Origin of the sequence: Planococcus sp. ISL-110 (assembly GCF_018613575.1) — a bacterium.
Taxonomy (GTDB): Bacteria; Bacillota; Bacilli; order Bacillales_A; family Planococcaceae; genus Planococcus.
The window spans coordinates 62,115-82,080 of the sequence record NZ_JAGGPX010000020.1; the positions used below are offsets into that span (position 1 = coordinate 62,115).

Genomic DNA, 19,966 nt, shown 5'->3' on the forward strand with positions numbered 1-19,966 from the left:
CGAATAACCAAATTGAGTTTGCCAGACGAGTGGATTTTCACTTTTAAAAGGAAGGAATATTGTTTAAGGATGGCGAAATAAAGGAAAAGGTTAAGACGCTGTTGTTCTGGTCAAAAGAAAAATAGACAGCAATATTAGTGCAAAACGGCAGATTCAGCATAGTGAAAAGAGGCGAGCGCAATTGCAATTGATCAGGCAAATTGATGACTACTTTTTAGGGAATGGCGAAGGAACTATCGTCGACCGGCTGTATTTTTACGGTGTTTATTGCGTTGCCATTTTGATTACTTTGTTTACTATGCTGTCTTTGTAATGAAACTAAAAAACTCACCTATAAATGATCCGGCCTAGACTAACATAATTAAATGGGACAATATAAAACACCTTCGAGATGGTACACTTTTAACAAGTACTCAAATCGGAGGTGTTTTTGCATGGGCAAAAACGTATATTCAAGCGAAACAAAATGGGCCGTTGTTAAAGATAAATTAACTGGCCAACTAACCAATAAGGAAATTATGGAGAAGTATGGGATTAAAAACGACTCCCAAATTAAGACATGAATGAGATGGTATCGGAATAATGAAATGCACCGTTTCGACCAGCCGATTGGAAAGCAATATACCTATGGACACGGGCCGGAATTCGCCAGTGAAATGGAAAAGAAAGATCGCCAGAATGCGCATTTAAAAATGGAGAATGACATCTTAAAAAAGTATTTGGAGATCAAAAAGGAGTTGAAAAAGGAGTAGTTCTCCAATTGGTGGAAACCTACCGCAAGAAGTATACCGTCACAGCGATTCTCTCTGCATTAAGCGTGCCACGCTCTACTTATTACCGGTGGCTGGCCGACGGCTCTACTAGTAAGTTGACGCAAGTGGAGAAAGACATTATCGCCATATGCAAGAAAACAAAATACCGCTTTGGCCATCGAAAAATCAAAAAAATACTCAATAAAGACTACAAGACCAACAAGCATCGCAATATGGTTCAGCGCATCATGCAAAAACACAACCTGCAATGTCGGGTCAAGAAGAAACGGAAATGGAAATCACAAGGCGAATCGGTCATTGTGGCACCCAACTTATTGGAACGGAATTTCAGCGCCGCTGCTCCAAACGAGAAATGGGTGACGGATATTACTTATATCCAATACGGAAGCTCGACGCTCTATCTGTCGACGATCATGGACCTGTACAACAACGAAATCGTTGCTTACAAGCTCTACGATCACCAGCAGACACCACTCGTCGTCGATACATTGAATGAGGCACTAGAATTGCGAGGCTACCCCGAGGGGATTATCATCCACTCCGATCAGGGAAGTGTCTACACGTCGTATGCCTATCAGGACTTGATCAAGGAGAAACACGCGGTGAGCAGTATGTCGCGACGCGGAAACTGTTGGGACAACGCAGTAATCGAATCGTTTCACTCGAATATCAAATCGGAAGAATTTCAGTACGTCAAATTCAATTCGTTGAATAATCTTCAAGTTGTAGAGAAAGTGATCGAATACATTCGGTACTATAATGAAGATCGGATTCTAGAAAAATTAGGCTACCTGGCACCCAAGGAATATGGGGCGCAAGCAGCCTAATGAAGGTGTTTTATATGTGTCTCAAATCGCTATGTCAGTCTAGCCAATGAGATTGCAGCTCATTGGTTTTTTTTATGGAAAGAAAGAGCAATTTTGAATGTCCCAATCCGGCAGCCACTCTTCGTTTTGATGCTTTTGGCAGACCAATCGATTGGGTGTCTCCACAGTTTTTCTCCATATTTTTATGGAAACAGCAGAAAAAAATAAGCACGTTTCAAATTCACTAAATTTCTTAGTGCTGGCGCGTTCCAAGCGGCCGACTGGAAAGCCCGTTATTTTTTTGGTATGGTGGTACTTAATGCCCTAATCAGAGGGAGAGAATATATGAAAATAGAACTGAGGGAGTTTGATGATGAAAAAAACAATAATATACGCCGCGATTGCATGTATTGCGTTAGCCTTTATCGGAATCGGATCTTTTAAAATTTGGGGAAGCCTGGAGAATGCATCCGGAAAACAGTCTGTCCAAGCTCCAGATGAAGATGCAATTGCAGAAAGCACTGAGAAAGTGGAAGGTCTGGAATATGCCCGAGCGGTGCCGGAAGATGCATCAGAAAAGGCTTTATTGAACATGATGCATAAGATGACCCATCAAAAGGTAGTCGCTTCCGAGAAATGGGGCTTGGTCCGCATGAATGAGGAATCGATAGCTAAAGCCAAACAGATTTTACAGGATTCTGACTTTAATTCTAAAGAGGATTTGCTGGAAATTATCGGACGTTGGGAAAGCGGACAATTCGATCGGGTAGACGAGGATCATAATTATATCTGGAATCTGCAAGGCGGCAGCATCGGTCGTGCTACGGGAATTTTGAGTGTCCAGCAGGAACAGGAATTCATCCGCAATAACTTTTCCGAGTAATCTGGGAGTTGGCCGAATTTGTTTGTTTCAATCTGTAAATGTAGTTTTTTACATAAGGTATTTATGGGAAAAGTCAAAAACGTAACAAGAAAAAGCCAACAATTACGTTATATTAAACGACAACGCTGTTACTTGGAGGCTTAAAATGATAAAGTAGAGGAACAAATTACGAATCCATGGACAGGTAAGAAGGTATTGAACCTGCTTTATCTATTTAATGGATTTCAGAAATGGAAGAGGATGATTTTATTGTCTGAAGTCAAAGTGTATGCACACCGAGGCGCTTCAGGATATGCACTGGAAAATACGTGGAACGCTTTTATCAAGGCGTGTGAATTCGGTGTTGGCATTGAACTCGACGTACAGATTACCAAAGACGGAGTTGTAGTCGTTTACCATGATGACAACCTGCGGCGCCTGACTGGTGTCAATGCAGGCATCGAAACCCTCGCTTACGAAGAAATAAAGGAACTGCGGGTGGGTAAAAAATGGCTGCGCAGCTTCCAGCACCATCAAATGCCACTGGCTTATGAGGTGTTTCAATGGGCGAAGAAAAAGAAGATTCCATTGAATGTTGAATTAAAGGGCTCTTTTGCGAAAAATCCGAAAGGACCGCAGATTCTTGCAGCCATGCTGGAAGGGATGGAGGATGTCCATTTGTCTTCATTCAACCCACAGCTGCTAAATGAGATGAAAAAATTGATGCCTTCAACGGAAATGGCCTGGATCATCAAAAAGAATGTTCAGCTGTCCCGTATAAAAGAAATGGACTGGGTGGATAGTATCCATCTCCATAAGCGGCTTCTTGCCAAGTCATTCTGGGCCGATATTTTAAAGTTGGACAAGAATGTTCGTCTTTATGGAGTGCTTGGGTCAGAGTCGCTTATAGATCGGCTTGATCCGCAGACGGTCGGAATCATCACCAATTATCCGGATCGCGTCAAAAGAAAAATTGCGTCTACCCTTGTCGGGTAGACGCAATTTTTTATTTCTGGAATCTTTTCGAAACGTTCCCTTTTTTGCGGTCGCGGTTCAACAGAAAGCCTGCAAAAAAACCAATTCCTACAACTACAAAAATGGTGCCGAACGTAAATTGAAGCCAAAGAGCCGGATATGGCTCAAGCAATTTATTGAACAAGGTATCGCGCATCAATTTGATGCCATACGCCGCCATGATCCCAGGAATCAGCAAGATGATAAACGCTAATAGACGACCCATACTTCCACATCCTTCATCGTCTATTGTTTCTAATTCTATTAAAGTTGTCAAGAAAACCTTCCTGATGTACGCTTAAAACATTCTTGCAATAACTTGCAAAACTCCGTGAGAAAGGTTGAATTAATTTGCGAAATGTATTGATTATAGGAGGCGGGGTCGGTGGCTCTGCTATTTTAAACCTTCTTTTGGAATCTGACTATTTACGTGTCTCCGGCGTGGTTGACCTGAATCCTGAAGCGGGCGCAATCGTGACCGCGAAATCGCATGGTATTCCGGTTGCAGAAGATTACCGGGAGTTCAGCAACGGAAATATTGAAATCGTCTTTAATGTGACCGGCAGCGATTCCCTTTACCAGGAACTGCAGGCACATTTCCTGAGAAAGACCGTCATCATTCCGGGGAGCCTTGCCAATGTTTTTGTCCGGCTGCTGGAGGAGAAAGAGCATTTTATCAATCGCCTCAGCAAAGAAAGCCACCGGGAGAAAATCATTCTCAATTCGATAGAAGAGGGCATGATTGGCATCGACAAAACAAGCCACATCACTTTTATTAACAAAAGTGCAGCGAGGATGCTGGAAGTAACCGTGGGTGAAACCATCGGCAGGCATATTCACGAGTTTATTTCGTTGAGCGAATTGCCGAGAATCTATGAAACCGGACGCATTGAACTCAACAAGGAACTAGAGCTGAAAAATGGCTCGAAAATTGTCACTTCCCGTTTTCCGATGATCGATGATAATGGGGAAACGATTGGAGCATTTGCGGTGTTCAAAGATATCACCGAAGTGGTGTCGCTTGCTGAAGAAATCACCGACTTGAAAGAAATTCAGACAATGCTGGAAGCCATCATCCAATCGAGTGACGATGCGATTTCAGTGGTCGATGAAAAGGGCAATGGCCTGCTCGTCAATCCGGCGTATACACGCATTACCGGTCTGCAGATGGAAGATGTTATTGGCCGGCCGGCATCAGCGGATATTTCTGAAGGGGAAAGCATGCACTTGAAAGCCCTGCAGACACGCAAACCGGTGAGAGGGGTCAACTTGAAGGTCGGACCGTCGAATCGGGAAGTGATTGTCAATGTTGCACCGATTATCGTCGACAATAAATTAAAGGGCAGTGTCGGCGTTATCCATGATACGACCGAAATCCGCTCCCTCATGAAGGAACTTGACCGTGCTCGCAGCATCATTCGGACGCTCGAGTCCAAATACACTTTCGATGACATTATCGGATTGTCATCCGAAATGCAATTGTCACTACAGCAGGCGAAACTGGCTGCCCAAACACTGGTCACCGTATTGCTGCGCGGTGAATCGGGTACCGGCAAAGAGCTTTTTGCGCATGCTATCCACAGTGCCAGCGAGCGGAAATACAATAAATTCGTGCGCGTCAGCTGCGCCGCCCTTTCTGAAGAACTGCTGGAAAGCGAGCTTTTCGGCTATGAAGAAGGAGCAATCCCCGGCGTCAAAACCGGAGAGAAACGTGGACTGTTTGAAGAAGCAAATAACGGCAGCATTTTCCTGGATGAAATCGGTGAGCTGTCCGCCACGCTGCAAAGCAAGTTATTGCGTGTGCTGCAGGAGCATGAAACCTTGCGGATCGGCGGCAGCAAACCCATTCCTGTCAACGTACGGGTCATTGCTTCAACAAATGCCAATATGGAAAAAGCCCTGCTGAACGGGAAATTCCGGGAAGATTTGTACTATCGCTTGAACCGGATGCCAATCCTCATTCCGCCTTTGCGCAACCGCAAGCAGGACATCCCACGGATTGTCGAGCGGCTGTTGCTGAAATTAAACCAGGAATACGGCCGCAGCGTTGAATCCGTTTCTGATAAAGCGCTGCAGTATTTGCGTGTCTATGACTGGCCGGGCAATGTGCGGGAACTGGAGAACGTTTTGAGCCGGTCCATGATTTTCATGCAGATGAACGACAGGGTCCTGACTGAAGAGCATATTCCGCTGAATATGCTCCGTGTTGCTGAAGCGAAAAACGAAGTGGTCATCCCGACTTCTGTTTCTTTGCAGGAGCAACTGGACACTGTTGAACGCGGAATTCTTCACCATGCATTAACTCAATCTAAAGGCAATAAATCAAAGACCGCTAAACAACTGGAAATCTCTTTGCGCACCCTTTATTACAAATTAGAAAAATACGGCTTGATGTAACCGTTATTGCAAGAACTTGCAGGGTTTTGCAATAATTTGCAAAGTATTATGGGTGAAATTGCAAATAAAACGCTTTCATCTCTTATATATGGCAACCTGTTCTGTTTTAATTAAGAAGAATGAGGTGAGCAGTCATGGCCACATTAAACCATTTAATCGAAAATGTTCCGAACGGTTCCGATCACACAGTGGCAGTTGCCGCTGCTGCTGATCTGGCTGTTTTGGAAGCTATTAGTATGGCTATAAGCCGCAAAATGGCGCGTTTTCGCCTGTACGACGATGAACTGGCAGTGACTGCAATGATGCGGGAACATTTCCCGCATCTGATCAATCACCCCGATGTTCAGCTCCATCATGTCAGCAGTGTGGAAATGGCCGCTGAACAAGCGGTGAAATCCGTGTTCATGAACGAATCCGATATTCTGATGAAAGGCCAGATTGCGACGGCAGTGCTGCTGAAAGCAGTGTTGAATCCGGATTATGGGCTAAGAACCGGGTCGGTCATGTCGCATATTGCCGCTTTTGAAGTTGCTGGCTTTGACAGGCTGATTTTTGTGACGGATGCGGGCATGAACATCAGCCCTGATTTGCCTCATAAAGTACAAATCATCCAAAATGCTGTTCAAATCGCACGTTCAGTCGGTGTTGAGATGCCGATCGTTGCTCCGTTAGCGGGAGTGGAAGTAATCAATCCGAACATGCAGGCCACTCTTGATGCTGCTGCATTGACTGCGATGAATCGGCGCGGCCAAATCAAAGATTGCATCGTGGACGGGCCATTTGCCCTCGACAATGCTATATCTGTCGATGCAGCCAAACATAAACGGATAGCGGGCGACAATGCCGGCAAAGCCGATATCCTGCTCGTTCCAACTATTGAATCCGGCAATATCCTGTATAAATCACTGGTCTTTTTTTCAAATGCAAAAGTCGGCAGTATCATCGCCGGTGCGAAAGCCCCGATTGTCTTATCATCACGCGCCGACAGCGCCGAAAGCAAGTTATATTCATTGGCTTTGGCGATTTGCTCATCGTTAACTTTAGGAACATATATTAGGAGGAATTGACAATGGAAATTTTCAAGAGAATGGAACAGGATGATTACGAACAATTAATTTTTTGCCAAGATAAAAACTCAGGGCTTAAAGCCATCATCTGCATCCACGACACAACGCTTGGGCCGGCACTTGGCGGCACACGCATGTGGAATTATGCAACAGAAGAGGAAGCAATTGAAGACGCTATCCGCCTTGGCCGCGGAATGACATATAAAAATGCTGCAGCCGGACTTAACCTTGGCGGCGGGAAAACGGTTATTATCGGCGATCCATTAAAAGACAAGAACGAAGAAATGTTCCGTGCATTCGGGCGTTTCATCCAGGGATTAAACGGCCGTTATATAACTGCTGAAGACGTTGGAACCACTGTTGCGGATATGGATTTGATCCACGAAGAAACGGATTACGTAACAGGTATTTCACCAGCCTTCGGTTCTTCAGGCAATCCATCACCGGTTACTGCTTATGGTTCATATATTGGCATGAAAGCTGCTGCTCTGGAAGCATTCGGCGACGACTCATTGGAAGGCAAGACAGTAGCAGTCCAGGGCGTCGGCAATGTGGCTTTCCCGCTTTGCGAATATCTTCATAAAGAAGGCGCTAAATTGATCGTGACAGACATTAATGAGGAAGCGGTGCAACGCGCAGTTAAAGCATTCGGCGCCACAGCAGTCGCTCCAAATGACATCTACTCACAGGAAGCGGATATTTTTGCTCCATGTGCGATGGGCGCGATCATCAACGACGACACGATTCCACAATTGAAAGTGAAAGTGGTTGCGGGTTCTGCCAACAACCAATTGAAAGAAGAGCGCCACGGCAATGAGCTTGAAGCGCGCGGCATCGTTTATGCACCGGATTTTGTTATCAACTCCGGCGGAGTTATCAACGTTGCGGATGAATTATATGGATACAACAATGAACGTGCGATGAAACGTGTTGAAACGATTTACGACAGCATCACAAAAATCTTTGAAATCTCGAAACGCGATAATGTGCCAAGCTATATTGCGGCAGATCGCATGGCTGAAGAGCGCATCGAACGCGTCCGTAAGTCAAGATCTCAATTTTTGAGAAATGAACACAATATTTTAAGCAGAAGATAAATACCGAACAGCAGGTGAGCCATTCATTTTCACCTGCTGTTGTTCTATGGAAATATTGTGGGTGCTGCGAAAATGAATGGCAGATAAGTTGAATTGATTATTTATAGTTGGTACTATTCTGCTCTATATCGGCTTTGAAGTTTGCGGGAAATACAAGAAGCTTTTTTTCTAAGTGGGTATTTCTGGCTCATGGAGGAAGCGATGCCCTGAGCATTGTATGCCCTGATGATTCTTATGTTCAACTTTTAAACGTAATACTTTTTTATAATAGAAAGATAAAAGAAACGGGGGATCGATGTGCAAAAACAGCTGAATCGTATTCTAGTCATTAACCCTGCTTCCACTTCGACTAAAATCGGCGTTTTTGACAACGATATCCTGATTATGGAAAAGACCATACACCACTCTGCAGAAGATCTGGGAGGATATTCAAGCATCGCCGACCAAAACATCTTTAGAAAAAATCATATTCTAGAAGCTTTGGACGAAGAAGGTATGAATGTTTCCAATTTGGCTGCAGTGTGCGGAAGAGGCGGCTTGCTTCGGCCGATCGAAGGCGGAACATATGCAGTCAATGAAAAGATGATAAAAGATTTGCAGAAAGGGTATTCAGGACAGCACGCTTCGAATTTAGGCGGTATCATCGCCTTTGAAATTGCGGATGGCCTGAACATTCCTTCGTTTATCGTCGATCCGGTAGTCGTTGACGAAATGGAACCGATTGCGCGGATATCCGGTTTTTCCTTGATCGAACGAAAATCCATCTTCCATGCTCTCAATCATAAAGCGGTCGCCCGGCGATACGCCAATAAAATTGGGCGCGCGTATGAGGATGTAAGCTTGATTGTCACGCATATGGGCAGCGGCATCACAGTCGGGGTCCATCAGAACGGGCGCGTCATCGATGTCAATAATGGCTTGCACGGCGACGGCCCATTCAGTCCTGAACGGGCCGGAACTGTACCGGCAGGAGATTTAGTGGAATTATGCTTTTCCGGCCAATTCAGCCGGCATGACATTATGACGAAGCTTGTGAGACAAGGCGGCCTGTTTGCTTATCTGGAAACAGATGATGTGGTGAAGGTGGAACAGCGCATTTTAAAAGGCGACAAACGAGCAGAATTGATTTACCAGGCAATGGCTTATCAAGTTGCCCGAGAAATCGGTGCTGCCAGCGCTGTCCTAAAAGGACAAGTAGATGCCATCATTCTGACCGGAGGGCTTGCTCACGGCAAAGGTTTTGTAGAAGCGATTACCGAGCGCATCAACTGGATTGCCGATGTGGAGGTCCAGCCGGGTGAAAATGAACTTCAGGCTTTGGCCGAAGGGGCTGCACGGGTATTAAATGGAGAAGAACAAGCGAAAACGTATTTGTGTTAACGGGTATGAAAACTTCAATCAGTGAGGAATATTGACATTCCCACTGCCTGAAGCAGAAAGAAGGAGGACAAATCCATGGCTCAAAATTATGATGTCGTCATTTTAGGCGGCGGAACAGGCGGTTATGTAGCAGCGATCCGCTCTGCACAGCTGGGCTTGAAAACAGCAATCGTTGAAAAAGCTGAACTGGGCGGTACTTGCTTACATAGAGGCTGTATTCCAAGCAAAGCTTTGCTTCGCAGCGCGGAAGTCTTCGCAACGACGAAAAATCACGCGGCTGATTTTGGCGTTCAGACTGGTGAAGTTTCACTGGATTTTGCGCGTGTCCAGCAGCGCAAACAGGGCATTGTCGATCAATTGCACGCAGGTGTACAAGGATTGATGAAAAAAGGCAAAATCGACGTCTATGAAGGCATCGGACGAATCCTCGGGCCGTCTATATTCTCGCCAAACGCCGGAACCATTTCTGTGGAAATGAATAACGGTGAAGAAAACGAAATGCTGATTCCGAACAATGTCATCATCGCCACTGGATCACGCCCGCGCACCCTGCCAGGCTTGACCATTGATGGCGAATTTGTCATGACTTCAGACGAGGCATTGAAAATGGAAAGCTTGCCACAATCAATCCTGATTGTCGGCGGCGGCGTTATCGGAATCGAATGGGCGGCGATGCTCAATGATTTCGGGGTTGATGTGACAGTCATCGAATACGCAGATCGTATCATTCCAACTGAAGATAAAGATATCTCCAAGGAGATGCTGAAGCTGCTGAAGAAAAAAGGCGTGACTTTTGCGACAAGCGCAAAAGTTATGGCGGATACATTGGAAACAGGTGAAAATGGCGTGGCGATCCAAGCGGAAATCAACGGCAAAAACGAAAGCTTTTCTGCTGAGAAAATGCTGGTTTCGGTTGGGCGTCAAGCGAATGTCGAAAACATCGGCATCGAAAATACGGACATCATTGTTGAAAAAGGGTTTGTTCAAGTGAAAAAATCCTTTCAGACAAAAGAGTCCCATATTTATGCAATCGGCGATGTGATCGGCGGCCTGCAGTTGGCGCACGTTGCTTCACATGAAGGCATCGCAGCCATCGAGCACATTGCAGGCAACAACCCACACGCCATAGACTACGACTTGGTGTCGCGCTGCGTCTATTCCAACCCGGAAGCGGCAAGTGTCGGCATTACAGAAGATCAGGCAAAAGAAAAAGGGCACGACGTGAAAGTCGGCAAGTTTTCTTTTAAAGCCATCGGCAAAGCGCTGATTTACGGTGAATCTGATGGATTTGTCAAAATTATCGCAGACAAAAAAACAAACGATATACTTGGGGTCCATATGATTGGGCCGCATGTTACGGATATGATCTCGGAAGCCGGACTGGCAATGGTATTGGACGCAACCCCATGGGAAATTGCGGAAACGATCCATCCGCATCCGACGCTTTCAGAGGTTATGGGCGAAGCGGCTTTGGCAGTTGACGGCAAAGCGATTCATAGTTAAAGGAGGAAAAAACAATGGCTTCTAAACATGAAGAAATCGGCTTGACAAATGATGATTTACTGAAAATGTACGAAACGATGTTGATGGCCCGCCGCGTGGATGAACGCATGTGGCTATTGAACCGCGCTGGGAAAATCCCCTTTGTGATTTCGTGTCAGGGACAGGAGGCCGCACAGGTTGGCGCTGCTTTTGCTCTTGATAACACAAAAGACTATATAGCACCTTATTACCGTGATATCGGTGTGGTCCTTCACTTTGGCATGACGCCAAAAGACTTGATGCTGTCAGCTTTTGCCAAAGCGGAAGATCCAAATTCGGGTGGCCGCCAAATGCCTGGTCATTTTGGGCAGAAAAGCAACCGCATCCTGACAGGATCTTCCCCTGTTACAACACAATTGCCGCACGCAGTCGGCGTCGCTTTAGCGGGCAAGATGAAGAAAAAAGATTTTATTACATTCACGACTCTTGGTGAAGGTTCTTCCAACCAAGGCGATTTCCACGAAGGCATGAACTTTGCCGGCGTCCACAAATTGCCGGTTGTCATCATGGTCGAAAACAATAAATACGCGATTTCGGTGCCAGTTGAACGCCAATTGGCCAGCAAGAACGTTTCAGACCGTGCGATCGGCTACGGAATGCCGGGTGTGACGATTGACGGCAACGATCCAATCGAAGTCTACAAGCATGTTAAAGAAGCTGCTGACCGTGCACGCCGTGGTGAAGGGCCGAGCTTGGTCGAAACCGTTTCTGAACGGATGACCGCCCACTCTTCAGATGATGACCATCGCCAATACCGTTCAGCGGACGAACTGGCTGCGCAAAAGTCGACAGATCCGATCCTGACTTTTGGTGCTTATCTGAAAGAGAACGGCATCCTGAACGATGAACTTGAAAAAGACATCAACGACCGCATCATGGTAACAGTCAACGAAGCGACTGATTATGCGGAAAATGCACCATATGCAGAACCCGAACATGCAATGAAGTATGTCTATGCCGAAGAAGGAGGAGACGAATAATGGCCATTATGTCTTATATTGATGCCATCACGCTTGCCATGAAAGAAGAAATGGAGCGTGACGAAAACGTCTTTGTTCTCGGAGAAGATGTCGGTAAAAAAGGCGGTGTCTTCAAAGCGACACAAGGTCTTTACGATCAATTCGGTGAAGACCGCGTTCTGGATACGCCTCTTGCCGAATCAGCAATTGCTGGAGTCGGAATTGGTGCAGCGATGTATGGATTGCGCCCAATTGCAGAAATGCAGTTTGCGGATTTCATCATGCCCGCCATCAACCAGATTATTTCAGAAGCATCCCGAATCCGTTACCGGTCAAATAACGATTGGTCATGTCCGATTGTTTTCCGCGCGCCTTTTGGCGGCGGCGTGCACGGCGCCCTTTATCATTCCCAATCTGTGGAAGCGATTTTCGCGAACCAGCCTGGCTTGAAAATCGTCATCCCGTCAACGCCATACGATGCAAAAGGTCTCCTGAAGGCCGCAATCCGCGATGACGATCCTGTGATGTTCTTTGAACACAAGCGCGCTTACCGCCTGATCAAAGGTGAAGTGCCGGAAGAAGATTACACGATTGAAATCGGCAAAGCGGATGTCAAACGCGAAGGCGAAGACATCACCGTCATCACCTACGGTTTAGCTGTACACTTTGCGCTGCAGGCTGCAGAACGCCTGGCGGAAGATGGGATTTCTGTCCACATCCTTGATTTGCGTACGATTTATCCATTGGACAAAGAAGGCATCATCGAAGCCGCTAAGAAAACCGGCAAAGTGCTGCTGGTCACAGAAGACAATAAAGAAGGAAGCATCATCGGAGAAGTGGCAGCGATCATCGCTGAAAACTGCCTGTTCGATTTGGATGCCCCGATCAAACGTCTCGCTGGACCGGATATTCCGGCAATGGCCTACGCGCCGACCATGGAGAAATTCTTCATGATCAACCCGGACAAAGTAGAAAAAGCAATGAGAGAGTTAGCGGAGTTTTAAAAAAGAAAAGCGTAAGCAGCCATGTAGATTCGACGGGCATAAGACAGACCAGCAGTGTGGTGCTCTTTGCCACGCAGCTGGGTTGACTTATGACCCTAGAATCTGGCTGCTGAAGCTGGACAATGAGAAAAGCTGAAGCGCCCGTGTAGCTCTGACGGGCATAAGACAGACCAGCAGTGTGGCGCTCTTTGCCACGCAGCTGGGTTGACTTATGACCCTAGAATCTGGGCGCTGAAGCTGGACAATGAGAAAAGCGTAAGCAGCCATGTAGATTCGACGGGCATAAGACAGACCAGCAGTGTGGCGCTCTTTGCCACGCAGCTGGGTTGACTTATGACCCTAGAATCTGGCTGCTGAAGCTGGACAATGAGAAAAGCTGAAGCGCCCGTGTAGCTCTGACGGGCATAAGACAGACCAGCAGTGTGGCGCTCTTTGCCACGCAGCTGGGTTGACTTATGACCCTAGAATCTGGCTGCTGAAGCTGGACAATGAGAAAAGCGTAAGCAGCCATGTAGATTCGACGGGCATAAGACAGACCAGCAGTGTGGTGCTCTTTGCCACGCAGCTGGGTTGACTTATGACCCTAGAATCTGGCTGCTGAAGCTGGACAATGAGAAAAGCTGAAGCGCCCGTGTAGCTCTGACAGGCAAAAGACGCTCCCATCGAATAACACGATACCATCAAGTAAAGGAGGAACTCCCTTGGCTATAGAAAATATCAAAATGCCCCAGCTGGGCGAAAGTGTAACAGAAGGAACCATTGAAAAATGGATCGTCCAGCCAGGCGATCACGTGAATAAATACGATCCGCTCGCTGAAGTCAATACGGATAAAGTGACTGCGGAAGTCCCTTCATCGTTTACTGGGACAATCAAGGAATTGGTCGCTTCAGAAGGTGAGACTTTGGCAGTCGGCGAAATCGTCTGCACCATCGAAACAGAAGGCGGCGACGCTGCACCTGTAGAAGAAGCAAAACCTGCCAGTGGAGACAAAGCGACAGAAATGCCGGCAGCAGGCTCAAAGCCGACCGGAAAGTTGGAAGGGACGGAAGGGTCTTCCCAGCCTATTAAACCGTCGGGATCGAAAGGCCGTTACTCGCCTGCAGTACTCCGCTTAGCTCAGGATAACGACATCGACTTGGCTCAAGTGGAAGGGTCAGGAAACGAGGGGCGCATTACCCGCAAGGATTTGATGCAGCTGATTGATAGCGGCAATATCCCGAAAGCGGGAGATGCTCCGGCAGCCCAAGCCCAGGCTCCACAGCAGGAACAGCCAGCAACGCAAACCGCACCTGCGCAAGAAGCGCCGAAAGCCGCTGCTGCACCGATTGAAAGTGCTCCTGGGGACATTGAAATTCCGGTCAGTGGTGTCCGCAAAGCGATTGCTGCGAATATGCTGAAGAGCAAACACGAAGCGCCGCATGCATGGATGATGATCGAAGTGGACGTAACTAATCTTGTTCAATACCGTGATTCCATCAAAGGCGAATTCAAGAAAAAAGAAGGCTTCAATATCACGTATTTCGCTTTCTTCGTCAAAGCTGTTTCACAGGCTTTAAAAGAATTCCCAATGATGAACTCCATGTGGGCTGGAGACAAGATCATCCAGAAAAAGGACATTAATATTTCCATCGCTGTTGCTTCAGACAGTGCCTTGTTTGTGCCGGTCATCAAAAATTCTGATGAGAAATCGGTTAAAGGCATTGGCAAAGAAGTGAATGAACTGGCGCTCAAAGCACGTTCAGGCAAACTGAAATCTGCGGATATGCAGGGTGGAACGTTTACGGTCAACAACACCGGGTCGTTCGGTTCTGTCCAGTCGATGGGCATCATTAACCATCCACAGGCAGCTATTATGCAGGTAGAGTCGATTGTCAAACGTCCAGTCATCATGAATAACGGCATGATTGCTGCCCGCGATATGGTCAACCTTTGCCTATCGCTCGATCACCGCGTTCTTGACGGCCTTGTCTGTGGACAATTCCTGGCTCGCGTCAAAGAAATATTAGAAAATATGTCAAAAGAAAATACATCTGTTTATTAAAAAAAGCTTGGAGTCTCTGGACTCCAAGCTTTTTTTTCTTTAATGTCGGCGTCCAGTCATGTAAAATGAAGATAGATAGCCTTTGAGGAGGGAATAGTTTGACAATCGAGTCGATGAAAAAAACGAAATTTCCAACGCGTATATACAGTGAATGGCAGCAAGCCGCTGAAAAAGCGATTAAAGGCAAGCCTTTTGAAGCAACTTTGAAAACGCCTACAATTGAAGACGTGACCCTTGAACCTTTATATACCAAAAACATGCTTGATCAATTGGGTAGCTATGTACCGGCACAAGTGGCCGCAATACAGCATGGCAAGCATCAGCCGAGCTGGCTTGTTTCCCAGGAAGTGATGGCGGATTCCGCACAGGAATATCTGGCATTGATGAAAGACGACATTCTCCGTGGAAATGAAACCGTTGTCTATAAGGAATTCCGTAAATTCCAATGGACAGACGAGCAATTGAGTGAACTGGCCGGACTGATTGTCCAATACCCTCTTTACTTTAAATTGATCGGTGAAGACCGGAACATTTTGCGGGTTTTCGATTTTGTATCTCCAGATCAGCTTTCACAGGTTCAAGGCGTCATCTTCTCTGAAGAAGCGATAGAAGCACCGGAAAACGTCCGTACCCAATTAGTGGATACTATTCCCATCCATCATGCAGGAGGGACGGCCGTACACGAACTCGGAGTCGCACTCAGCATCTTATCAGAACGGATGGCAGATGCCGATTTTTTGAAGACCGCTAAAAACACCTGGATCCGCTTTGCGGTAGATACCCAATTTTTCCAGGAAATCGCTAAACTGCGCGCGTTCCGTGTATTATGGCAAGCCTTCAGTTCTGCTTTCGGAGAAGAAGCACCTACGATTCCGCTGTTTACGGAAACTTCAGTCCGCTCTTATTCGAAACTGGATCCTTACGTGAATTTATTGCGTGCAGGAAATTCAACATTTGCGGCAGTCCTCGGCGGGACCGATGCGCATACCGTACACCCGCATGACTTTTTGACCGAACCAGACCTATCGAGCCGGCGCATTGCCCGCAACGTCCAGCTGGTCATCAAAGAAGAAGCGCATGTGTCCCATGTGGTCGATCCGTCAGCAGGTTCTTACTTTATCGAGACCTTGACGAAGGAATACGTGGATGCTGCATGGAGCTACTTTCTGGAAATTGAAGAGGCAGGAGGCTATTCCGAAGTCGTCAAATCGGGCTGGCTGACAGATGATATTCAAGCCAAATGGATCGAGCGGGAAAACAACGTGGCAACGCGCAAACAATCGCTGATCGGCACCAACATTTACGCGAATCCACAAGAACCGGTCAAAGACGCGAAAATCGACGATGGCCATTTGGAATACATGACTGCCAAACGGTTGGCGACCCCTTTTGAAAATCTTCGCGCACAAAGCAAAGTGACAGGCTTGAAATCAGCAATCGTCCTGATTGAGCCATTGAATAAGACTAAAGCGCAAGCCGATTTCGTTTCCGGATTCCTGGCGGTTGGCGGAATCGAACCACTGGTTAGTCTGCATTTGGCGACTGCCGAAGAAATCAACCAATTCCTTGCTGAGGAAAAGATTGGTTATGCGGTTCTGTGCGGATCGAAAGAAGCTGTTGCAGCTGTCGTGCCTGGTTTGAACACGCAAGCCAGCATCGATCTCGCAGGCAAATACCCAAAAGAACAACTTTCTGAATGGATGGAATTTGGCATCAACGACACAATATATTCCGGCAAGCATATAACTGCAAAACTCGAGAAGATTCTCGCTCTAGGAAAGGAGGCGCTATAAATGGCTAAACCCGATTTTTCCAAAGTCACGCTCGATGAGTTAGCCGTTGCTGCTCAAGCGGTTAAACAGCAAAGCGCCTTTACGACGAATGAAGGTATCGACATCAAACCGGTATACACGCAGCAGGACATAGATTTTTTGGAAGAAAGCATGCCTGGATTTGCGCCCAATGTCCGAGGGCCCTATCCGACCATGTACGTTTCGCGTCCATGGACCGTGCGCCAGTATGCCGGATTCTCGACAGCGGAAGAAAGCAATGCCTTTTATCGACGCAATTTAGCGATGGGTCAAAAAGGCTTATCGGTCGCCTTTGACCTGGCGACGCACCGCGGCTATGACTCGGATCATGAGCGCGTGGTCGGGGATGTGGGGAAAGCCGGCGTTGCCATTGACAGCGTTGAAGACATGAAAATCCTGTTTGACGGCATTCCGCTGGACCAGATGTCAGTATCGATGACCATGAACGGCGCGGTAGTGCCGATTATGGCGTTCTTCATTGTGGCAGCCGAAGAACAGGGCGTTCTGCCTGACCAACTGGCGGGAACGATCCAAAATGACATTTTAAAAGAATACATGGTGCGCAATACGTATATTTATCCACCGGCGATGTCCATGCAGATCATCGCGGATATCTTCAAATACACATCTGACCACATGCCGAAATTCAATTCGATTTCCATTTCAGGCTATCATATCCAGGAAGCAGGAGCGACAGCGGACCTTGAGTTGGCCTATACGCTGGCAGATGGACTTGAATACGTCCGCACTGGACTGGCCGCGGGCATCGACATCGATCATTTTGCCCCGCGCCTGTCGTTTTTCTGGGGCGTCGGCATGAATTACTTTATGGAAGTGGCAAAAATGCGTGCCGGACGTGAAATCTGGGCAAAAATGATGAAAACCTTCGATCCGAAAAATGATAAAGCCTTGGCGCTGCGGACACATTCCCAAACCTCAGGCTGGAGTTTGACTGAGCAGGATCCATTCAACAACGTCACCCGTACTTTGATTGAAGCAAATGCGGCGGCTATGGGGCATACCCAATCGCTTCATACCAACGCACTCGACGAAGCAATCGCGTTGCCGACAGATTTTTCTGCACGGATTGCCCGCAATACGCAATTATTCCTGCAGGAAGAAACCATGATGACTAATGTCATCGATCCCTGGGGTGGTTCATATTATGTGGAATCACTGACCAAGGAATTGATGGAAAAAGCATGGGATTTGATTGAAGAAGTGGAAGAACTGGGTGGGATGGCAAAAGCCATTGAAACCGGTTTGCCGAAAATGCGCATCGAGGAAGCGGCTGCGAAAAAGCAGGCACAAATTGATTCTAATGAAGAAGTGATCATTGGGGTTAACCGCTATCGTCTTGACCAGGAAGATCCGATCGATATCCTAAACATTGATAATACGATGGTCCGCAAAACCCAAATTGAACGGCTGGACCGCATGAAAGCCGAACGCGACAGCGAAAAAGTGGCGGCGGCATTGGAAGCCTTGGCAGAAGCTGCGAAAAGCGGCGAAGACAATATTTTGGCCTGTGCCATCGAAGCGGCGCGGCACCGGGCATCACTTGGTGAAATCTCCGATGCGATCGAGAAAGCATCCGGAAGACATAAGGCGGTGATTCGTTCAGTGAGCGGAGTGTACAGCTCGAACTTCTCAAACCAGCAGGAAATGGAAATTGTCAAAGAAATGACGGAAGACTTTATTGAAAACGAAGGGCGCCGTCCGCGTATCCTGATCGCCAAAATGGGGCAGGATGGACACGACCGCGGAGCGAAAGTCATCGCCACAGCATTTGCTGATTTGGGCTTTGATGTCGATATTGGTCCGTTGTTCCAGACACCGGCGGAAACGGCTCAACAGGCAGCAGAAAATGACGTCCATGTGATCGGAGTCAGCTCGCTGGCAGCAGGGCATATGACATTGGTGCCGGATCTTAAGGCAGAGCTTGCGAAAATTGGCCGGGAAGATATTCTCATCGTGGTCGGCGGCGTCATTCCGGCACAGGATTACGAATTCCTGCGCAATAACGGTGCCAGTGCGATTTTTGGTCCTGGCACGGTAATCCCGGTAGCGGCACAAAAAGTCATTGAAGAAATCTATGTGCGCCTTGGTTATGAGGAAGTGGCAGACTGATGAGCCGCGAAAAAAACTCCAGGCGCGTAATGGAGGGCGTTCATGAAAAACATGACGGCATGAAGGCCCTGCCACGGAAAAAATTCAAGAAGCCGGCTGCTGAAACCTTGGACATCCAGAGCATTGCCGCAGGAGTCCGGAGCGGATCGCGCCTGTATCTTGGGAAAGCGATCACTTTACTGGAAAGTTCAAATCCCGAACATAAACAGAATGGCCAGGAATTGCTGAACCAATTGCTGCCGTTCACCGGCAACAGCATCCGCATCGGTATCACCGGTGTGCCGGGAGCGGGGAAAAGCACGTTTATCGAAACCTTCGGCGAAACGCTGACTGGGCTTGGGCACCGGGTTGCCGTTCTGGCGATCGATCCGAGTTCGTCGCTTACCGGCGGCAGCATTCTCGGGGACAAGACCCGAATGGAGGAACTTGCGCGCAACCCGGAAGCGTTTATCCGCCCTTCGCCTACGGCAGGTACGCTCGGCGGTGTCCATAAAAAGACGCGCGAAACGATGCTGCTGTGTGAAGCAGCAGGATACGATGTCATTTTGGTGGAGACGGTCGGCGTCGGCCAAAGTGAAACGCTGGTACGGGGCATGGTCGACATGTTCCTGCTGCTGGTATTGACTGGTGCAGGAGATGAACTGCAGGGCATGAAAAAAGGGATCCTCGAACTGGCAGATGCCATTGTTGTACACAAAGCGGACGGAGAAAATGCCCGCCTGGCGAAAAAGACGGTTGCGGAATACAAGCAGATGCTGCATTTTCTACAGCCGGCAACTGAAGGCTGGACAACCCGGCCGGTTGCCGTCTCTTCTCTTGAAAACATTGGCATCCCGGATATTTGGGAAATGGTGCAGGAATTTGAAACAATGGTGAAAAGCAGCAGCTACTGGAAAAGACGCCGACAGGAACAGACCAAAGACTGGTTCCGTTCAATGATTACGGATGAACTGCATAGCCGCTTTTTTGATGATGCCGATCGCCGGCAACTGGTCAGGGTCCTGGAAAAACAGGTGTTGGATGACGAACTCACTGTGGCACAGGCAATCGCCCGCCTTTTTGAGTAAGCTTTTTTGCAAGTC

15 protein-coding genes and 1 pseudogene are annotated in these 19,966 nt (G+C 47.5%); 15 read left to right on the forward strand and 1 reads right to left on the reverse strand.

Translation table 11 applies throughout. From position 1 onward, the window contains the following. Nucleotides 1–181: 181 nt before the first annotated feature. From J7I83_RS18015 to J7I83_RS13810, 4 genes and pseudogenes are all read left to right on the forward strand, one after another. A complete protein-coding gene (locus J7I83_RS18015; protein WP_285228705.1) occupies nucleotides 182–313 on the forward strand; it encodes a hypothetical protein in 132 nt (43 codons plus the stop codon). A gap of 121 nt (nucleotides 314–434) precedes the next feature. Then, nucleotides 435–1,600 (forward strand): annotated as a pseudogene (locus J7I83_RS13800) (IS3 family transposase). Between the two features lie 352 nt (nucleotides 1,601–1,952). Further along, on the forward strand, nucleotides 1,953–2,462 hold the full coding sequence (locus tag J7I83_RS13805; RefSeq protein ID WP_215101676.1) for a DUF6241 domain-containing protein: 510 nt from the start codon (nucleotides 1,953–1,955) through the stop codon (nucleotides 2,460–2,462). A gap of 240 nt (nucleotides 2,463–2,702) precedes the next feature. After that, nucleotides 2,703–3,437, forward strand: a complete 735-nt coding sequence (locus J7I83_RS13810) for a glycerophosphodiester phosphodiesterase (protein WP_251047654.1) — start codon at nucleotides 2,703–2,705, stop codon at nucleotides 3,435–3,437. Nucleotides 3,438–3,447: 10 nt separating this feature from the next. Here J7I83_RS13810 and J7I83_RS13815 read toward each other — a convergent pair whose 3' ends face one another. After that, nucleotides 3,448–3,681, reverse strand: coding sequence for a DUF2627 domain-containing protein (locus tag J7I83_RS13815; protein WP_215101680.1), 234 nt, complete (start codon nucleotides 3,679–3,681; stop codon nucleotides 3,448–3,450). Between the two features lie 125 nt (nucleotides 3,682–3,806). Between J7I83_RS13815 and J7I83_RS13820 the strand changes: the two genes are divergently transcribed. From J7I83_RS13820 to meaB, 11 genes are all read left to right on the forward strand, one after another. Continuing rightward, nucleotides 3,807–5,852, forward strand: a complete 2,046-nt coding sequence (locus J7I83_RS13820; protein WP_215101682.1) for a sigma-54 interaction domain-containing protein — start codon at nucleotides 3,807–3,809, stop codon at nucleotides 5,850–5,852. 134 nt (nucleotides 5,853–5,986) lie between these two features. After that, the gene (gene yqiS / locus J7I83_RS13825) at nucleotides 5,987–6,919 is read left to right on the forward strand and encodes a phosphate butyryltransferase (RefSeq protein WP_215101685.1); all 933 of its coding nucleotides are present in this window, start codon (nucleotides 5,987–5,989) and stop codon (nucleotides 6,917–6,919) included. 2 nt (nucleotides 6,920–6,921) lie between these two features. Continuing rightward, nucleotides 6,922–8,016, forward strand: a complete 1,095-nt coding sequence (locus J7I83_RS13830) for a Leu/Phe/Val dehydrogenase (protein ID WP_215101687.1) — start codon at nucleotides 6,922–6,924, stop codon at nucleotides 8,014–8,016. Nucleotides 8,017–8,313: 297 nt separating this feature from the next. After that, on the forward strand, nucleotides 8,314–9,396 hold the full coding sequence (buk, locus tag J7I83_RS13835) for a butyrate kinase (protein WP_215101689.1): 1,083 nt from the start codon (nucleotides 8,314–8,316) through the stop codon (nucleotides 9,394–9,396). A gap of 75 nt (nucleotides 9,397–9,471) precedes the next feature. Continuing rightward, nucleotides 9,472–10,899, forward strand: coding sequence for a dihydrolipoyl dehydrogenase (lpdA, locus tag J7I83_RS13840; RefSeq protein WP_215101691.1), 1,428 nt, complete (start codon nucleotides 9,472–9,474; stop codon nucleotides 10,897–10,899). Between the two features lie 14 nt (nucleotides 10,900–10,913). Further along, complete coding sequence (locus J7I83_RS13845; RefSeq protein WP_215101693.1) at nucleotides 10,914–11,918, forward strand: thiamine pyrophosphate-dependent dehydrogenase E1 component subunit alpha; 1,005 nt, start codon at nucleotides 10,914–10,916, stop codon at nucleotides 11,916–11,918. Continuing rightward, nucleotides 11,918–12,901, forward strand: a complete 984-nt coding sequence (locus tag J7I83_RS13850) for an alpha-ketoacid dehydrogenase subunit beta (protein WP_215101695.1) — start codon at nucleotides 11,918–11,920, stop codon at nucleotides 12,899–12,901. The genes J7I83_RS13845 and J7I83_RS13850 overlap by 1 nt, the downstream gene beginning before the upstream one ends. Nucleotides 12,902–13,602: 701 nt before the next feature. Continuing rightward, complete coding sequence (locus tag J7I83_RS13855) at nucleotides 13,603–14,943, forward strand: dihydrolipoamide acetyltransferase family protein (RefSeq protein WP_215101697.1); 1,341 nt, start codon at nucleotides 13,603–13,605, stop codon at nucleotides 14,941–14,943. Nucleotides 14,944–15,041: 98 nt separating this feature from the next. Beyond that, the gene (locus J7I83_RS13860) at nucleotides 15,042–16,736 is read left to right on the forward strand and encodes a methylmalonyl-CoA mutase family protein (RefSeq protein ID WP_215101699.1); all 1,695 of its coding nucleotides are present in this window, start codon (nucleotides 15,042–15,044) and stop codon (nucleotides 16,734–16,736) included. After that, nucleotides 16,737–18,884, forward strand: a complete 2,148-nt coding sequence (gene scpA / locus J7I83_RS13865; protein ID WP_215101701.1) for a methylmalonyl-CoA mutase — start codon at nucleotides 16,737–16,739, stop codon at nucleotides 18,882–18,884. Then, nucleotides 18,884–19,951 carry a methylmalonyl Co-A mutase-associated GTPase MeaB gene (gene meaB / locus J7I83_RS13870; protein WP_215101703.1) on the forward strand — a complete coding sequence of 356 codons (1,068 nt, stop codon included), beginning with the start codon at nucleotides 18,884–18,886 and terminating at the stop codon, nucleotides 19,949–19,951. Before scpA ends, meaB begins: the two co-directional genes overlap by 1 nt. The last annotated feature ends 15 nt before the right edge of the window (nucleotides 19,952–19,966 follow it).

Excerpts from the sequence above, each read along its gene's own strand:
- lpdA (WP_215101691.1), top strand. The coding sequence starts at position 9,472 with ATGGCTCAAAATTATGATGTCGTCATTTTAGGCGGCGGAACAGGCGGT.
- J7I83_RS13850 (WP_215101695.1), top strand. The coding sequence starts at position 11,918 with ATGGCCATTATGTCTTATATTGATGCCATCACGCTTGCCATGAAAGAA.
- scpA (WP_215101701.1), top strand. The coding sequence starts at position 16,737 with ATGGCTAAACCCGATTTTTCCAAAGTCACGCTCGATGAGTTAGCCGTT.
- J7I83_RS13845 (WP_215101693.1), top strand. The coding sequence starts at position 10,914 with ATGGCTTCTAAACATGAAGAAATCGGCTTGACAAATGATGATTTACTG.
- yqiS (WP_215101685.1), top strand. The coding sequence starts at position 5,987 with ATGGCCACATTAAACCATTTAATCGAAAATGTTCCGAACGGTTCCGAT.
- J7I83_RS13810 (WP_251047654.1), top strand. The coding sequence starts at position 2,703 with ATGATTTTATTGTCTGAAGTCAAAGTGTATGCACACCGAGGCGCTTCA.
- J7I83_RS13815 (WP_215101680.1), bottom strand. The coding sequence starts at position 3,681 with ATGGGTCGTCTATTAGCGTTTATCATCTTGCTGATTCCTGGGATCATG.
- J7I83_RS13805 (WP_215101676.1), top strand. The coding sequence starts at position 1,953 with ATGAAAAAAACAATAATATACGCCGCGATTGCATGTATTGCGTTAGCC.
- J7I83_RS13830 (WP_215101687.1), top strand. The coding sequence starts at position 6,922 with ATGGAAATTTTCAAGAGAATGGAACAGGATGATTACGAACAATTAATT.
- meaB (WP_215101703.1), top strand. The coding sequence starts at position 18,884 with ATGAGCCGCGAAAAAAACTCCAGGCGCGTAATGGAGGGCGTTCATGAA.